The organism is Thalassospira sp. CH_XMU1420-2 (assembly GCF_037029325.1).
Taxonomy (GTDB): domain Bacteria; phylum Pseudomonadota; class Alphaproteobacteria; order Rhodospirillales; family Thalassospiraceae; genus Thalassospira; species Thalassospira povalilytica.
The window spans coordinates 1-1,879 of sequence record NZ_JAYMEG010000040.1 but is presented as its reverse complement, the minus strand read 5'-3'; the positions used below and the strand labels follow the sequence as shown (position 1 = coordinate 1,879).

Genomic DNA, 1,879 nt, shown 5'->3' with positions numbered 1-1,879 from the left:
GATCGGACAGGAAATCCGCCACGCCACACCGCGTACGATTACCAGTGGTGATGTCGCCCATGGCCGGATCGAAATTCCCCGGTTTCTTCGTTCCACAGCAAAACCGCTTTTGCACGTGCACCTCCCGCACTTGTACCGACGCGAAGGATGTCGCGCAGCGCTTCTTCGTCGTCGTGTCCTGTGAGCTTGCCCTTGATGGAAGTACGTTCGATCAGAACCTTTGACGCCAGTTCCGTCAGCTTCTCAATATCAAGCGTTCGGTCCTTCGTTTTGGCGAACGTTCTGGCCGGAATAAACTCCAACGCGCCCATGCCGCGTGTGCCTACATAGCAGAGGCGTTCGACTGGATTGAAGTCTTTCGTTGAGCGTCCCTGTTCGGTCAGCCACTTATCAATCAGAAGGTTACCAAACTTGTCGGGCAAGCTGTCCGCAAGCATTCCAGGCAGTCCTTTGAAGGCATCTTTGCCAAGGCCGGGGAATGAGTAGACTTGCCTTCCTACCGGCATCATTATTGGTGCGGGTTGAACACCTGCTTGGGTGAGGACCGGCAGATACTCAAACTCCCCGACTTCCAAGTCTTTGTTCCACGACACTGCCCCTATAGTAGCCCCCCATAGTTTGACTTCTGCTCTGGTCATTGGTCATCCTCAAAAACTGGGGCACTGTCATCGAAGCCTTGCCAAACTGGCTCCGGCTTGTTTGAACGTCGAACTCGTTCGCGTTCGCTGAGCGGTTTGCTGTTGGGTGGAGCTAACGGACCATTCCGCGGTTCGGGGATCAAGGCATCCAGCTTTTCGAGCAATTGCATGGCGCGCAGTACACGTAAGAAAGAATTGAAGGTTCCTCCTTTCCCATCCAATAGTCGCGCCACCGCTGAGCGTGATAGGCCTGCTTCTTGCGCAAGCGCCTCCTGCTGCAGCCCCAGATGGATGCGGTATTGGTTTAGCCGCTCCCCGATTGTCTGTTGGACTTGTTGCGTGGATGCGATCTCATAGTCTATTTTATGCATCGATATCGATCCCTTATATGGTAATATTGTTCATATTGTATCGATGTCGCTACTTTATTGTCAATTTGAAACGATATTCTTATTGCATCCATAACGTTGCATTATAGGTACTTTTTCTTTTTACTGCCTCGATATCGATGCAGTAGATGCCTATTCTTGGCGCATTGTCCGCTTCTCCGTCGCACTGCGCTTGCTAGTCCTGTGACGAAAACTTGTGTGCGCCCAGAGAGAAAGGGGCCTCTTTTGAGACCCCTTCTAACCGTCACGGAGTTGGAAGTGTTTCTGATAGGTCCTCTCGGATCTGATCGCCATCGAGACCGTCAATACGTTCTTGAGCGCGTTCAAGGGCGTTTGCTCGGCCGTCCCCGGCATCAAAGTTGCTGCCCTCCCCTGTTAGGCTCTCGATGTTGACGCTGTCGGCTGTCGGAAGCAGATTGGCCTGATGGAGCATGCCGGTCCACTCGCTTAGATCCACCTGAGAAAAGTCCACTTCTGACAAGTCTTCGGCTAGGATTGGCCCGCATTCCGGCTCCTCCGGGCTTCCCCAACCACGACCAAGTTGCGGTCGGACCTGTTCTTGCAAAATACGCGACAATGGACTGTTAAAGCAGCAGTAGCTCTCACGTTTTTCGAGACATGCGCCAAGGACCTTGCTCGCGCAATAGGAGCCCACATGGTGACAGGTTTTGATTTCACGTTTTGCTTGCAGCTCGAACTCTTTCTGTTCGCAGGCCCAGATGATCTGAATAAGAATCATCACAATCTGGTAAACCATATAGGCTGTCATGACCCAGCTGAGCATGGTGCCCACGTAAGCGCCTGGCCCACCGAGTGTCCAGACACCTGCCGCGTTTTGGGTGAACAAGAGGC

The 1,879-nt window shown here is 52.9% G+C and carries 3 protein-coding genes; all 3 read right to left on the bottom strand.

Annotation, left to right across the window (positions count from 1 at the left end):
• Positions 1-38 precede the first annotated feature (38 nt).
• Complete coding sequence (locus tag WA429_RS21075) at positions 39-638, bottom strand: type II toxin-antitoxin system HipA family toxin (protein WP_336107891.1); 600 nt, start codon at positions 636-638, stop codon at positions 39-41.
• A complete protein-coding gene (locus WA429_RS21070) occupies positions 635-1,009 on the bottom strand; it encodes a helix-turn-helix domain-containing protein (protein ID WP_336107890.1) in 375 nt (124 codons plus the stop codon). Before WA429_RS21070 ends, WA429_RS21075 begins: the two co-directional genes overlap by 4 nt.
• A 262-nt stretch (positions 1,010-1,271) precedes the next feature.
• On the bottom strand, positions 1,272-1,879 hold a 608-nt coding region (gene traN / locus WA429_RS21065; RefSeq protein ID WP_336107889.1), incomplete at its 5' end, for a conjugal transfer protein TraN.